This is a genomic window from Streptomyces sp. KLMMK, assembly GCF_036961605.1.
GTDB lineage: Bacteria > Actinomycetota > Actinomycetes > Streptomycetales > Streptomycetaceae > Streptomyces > Streptomyces telluris.
In genome coordinates this window covers 1-2,577 of the sequence record NZ_JBAMDC010000612.1, presented here as the reverse complement: position 1 = coordinate 2,577, position 2,577 = coordinate 1, and the positions used below count along the sequence as shown (strand labels likewise).

Below are 2,577 nucleotides of genomic sequence, written 5' to 3'. Positions count from 1 at the left end.
CTCCGCGTCGGGGTCCTCGCCGGTGCGTTCCGGCGTCTCGCCCGGGACCGGACGGCGGGCCCGCGCGGTCTCCTCCCGGCTCTCGCCCCGGTGCTGCATCCGCTCGCCCTGTCCCTTGAGCTGCTCCACGGCCGCCTCCTCGCCTCGCCGAACCCCGGAAACCGACTGGCCGGGTTCCCCCAGGGTGACGGCCCGAAACCGGCCCCCAACACAGGGGAAATCGCCAGATATGACGACCACCATTCAGGTGAAAATCCCTCCAATCAGGTTAAAATGCAGGCAGGTCCGACCTGACACGGAAAGAAGGTGGCCGACGTGACCGCTCCTACGTCGCCCCGGATAGAACAGCACCCGGACATCCTGGCGCTCCGCGCCCACTCCGAAGCGGCGACGAGCACGCCCGTCGCCCAGGCCGTCGAGGCACTCGCCCTCCTCTGCGGTGTCTATCTGGCCGCCTCTCCATGGATTGTGGGCTTCAGTGGCGCCTCCACTCTTGCCATCCATAACCTGATCGTGGGAGTCGCCTTTGCTTGCCTGGTCGGCGGTTTCGGCCCCGCCTACGAGCGCACGCACGCGATGAGCTGGGCCGCCCTCGGCCTCGGCGCCTGGACGATCATTTCCCCCTGGGTCGTCTCCGGGCACGCGTTCATCACGCACGCCGTCGTCAGCAACGTCATCACCGGCGCGGTGGCGTGCCTGCTGGCCCTCGCCCTGGCACGCATGGGGATGGCGAGGTCACGGCAGTAACCGCCGCACGGTCTGAAAAAGGCTGAATTTCGCCGTTCTCTCTGTTCGCGCCATCACCTCTCGGCGGTCTTCCCCCTCCGGCCCCGCCGCCCGCACACCGGGCGGCGGGGCCGGAGCGCTTCCCGGGCGGCGAACGCCGGGCCGCAAACGTCCGGCTGCAAACACCGGGCGGCAACAACAACCGCCCGATTCACTCCGGAGGATGAAAACTCGGGTGATCTTCGTACCTGATGACTCCGCCGGACGGGAAGTGGCAATGCTCCCCCTCCCACTGATCACTCCAACCTCATGAGGTCCGACGCATGACGATCGAGGCGCTGCCCGAGGGGCCGCGCAACCGGGGGAAGGCCCAGGGATGAGTCACCTCTACAGCTACAGCGCGCCCGGGGTCGGCACGGGCCGGGGGACAGCACTGCCCGCCGCGTCCGCGGGGGAGAACCTCCGGCTCACCCTCGTCTACTTCCTCCCCAACTACCTCAAGGGTGTCTTCCGCTCCCGGCCCCGGATCGCCGCCCTCCTCGCCCGGGCGGACACGTCCCGGCACGGCCTGGAGGCCATGCGCCGCCTGCGCCGCCGGTACGGCCGCGGCCCGGTCATGGTGCGCGGCGCCGCCGGCCCCACGCTCCTCGTGCTGGACGCCGACGACGCCCGGCAGGTCCTCTCCGGCCCGGTGGGGGTGTACGCGGTCGACACCTGGGAGAAGGTGAGCGGGTTCGCGGCGGTCCAGCCCGAGACGCTGGTGGCCTCGCACGGCCGGCAGCGCATGGTGCGCCGGATGTTCAACGACGCGGTCCTGGACGCCGGCTGCCCGGTGCACCGGCTCGCCGACCGCTTCCTGCGGGTCGCCGGCGAGGAGGCCGCGGCCCTGCTGGGCCCCGAGGCGGTGGCCGGGCTGCGCCCGGAGACGCTGCGCGAGGGCTTCGAGCGCGTGGGGCGGCGCTGCTTCCTGGGCGAGGCGGCCGCCGACGACGAGGAGTTCTCCCGGCTCCTGTCCACGCTGCTCGCCGAGGCCAACTGGATGGGTGCGCGCCGCTGGCGGGCCCGCCGCACCCGCCGGCTCCGCCGCAGGATGATGCAGCGTCAGGCCCGTTATCTGTACGAGGCCGATCCGCGCAGCCTGGCGGGCCTGTTCGCGGCTGCCCCCCGCGGCCCCGAGACCGCCCCGGAGTGCCAGGTCAGCCACTGGTTCATGGCGCTCGGCGCGCTGAGCGCCGTCACCGCGCAGACGCTCGCGCTGCTCGCCACGCACCCGCGCCACCACGAGCGTGCGATGGAGGAGATCCGGGCGGCGGACCGCACGCACGGGCCGCGCACGGTCCCCGGCTTCCTCGGCATGCCCTACCTGCGCGCCTGTGTGCAGGAGGCGGCCCGGCTGTGGCCGCCCGTGACCGGCCTCGCCCGCCGGACCACCGGCGAGACCCGCTGGCGGGACTCGGTCGCGCCGGGCGGGGTCAACGTCCTCGTGCCCACCGCGTTCCACGCCCGCGACGGCGAACGGATCGGGTACGCGCACCGGTTCGCGCCCGAGAAGTGGCTGGACGGCACCGCCGAGCGCGACTGGGCGGTCAGCCCGTTCAGCCGGGGCGAGGCCCAGTGCAGCGGCATGGAGCTCGGCCTGCAGCTGGCCACGGCGTTCGTCGCCGAGCTGCTGCGCGGCGGGGAACTGGCCGTCGCCGGGGTCCGGCTCGGGCCCGGCCACCCGCTTCCGTACACCTTCGACACCTCGCGGCTGCGGATCGGGATCCGCGCCGCCCGTACGCCGGAGGAGGGCGCATGACGGCCGAGGGCACGCCGGGTTCCCGGGACACGGGAGCCGGACCGGAGGATGCG

The 2,577-nt window shown here is 73.0% G+C and carries 2 protein-coding genes; both read left to right on the top strand.

The features are described 5' to 3' along the window. Nucleotides 1-315: 315 nt before the first annotated feature. Nucleotides 316-747 (top strand): SPW repeat domain-containing protein, encoded by a 432-nt coding sequence (locus V7793_RS36275; RefSeq protein ID WP_168092679.1) that lies wholly within the window; start codon nt 316-318, stop codon nt 745-747. Nucleotides 748-1,102: 355 nt separating this feature from the next. Further along, nucleotides 1,103-2,524, top strand: coding sequence for a cytochrome P450 (locus tag V7793_RS36270; protein WP_336013933.1), 1,422 nt, complete (start codon nt 1,103-1,105; stop codon nt 2,522-2,524). The last annotated feature ends 53 nt before the right edge of the window (nt 2,525-2,577 follow it).

Coding starts and splice junctions, on each gene's coding strand:
- V7793_RS36270 (WP_336013933.1), top strand. CDS start 1,103: ATGAGTCACCTCTACAGCTACAGCGCGCCCGGGGTCGGCACGGGCCGG.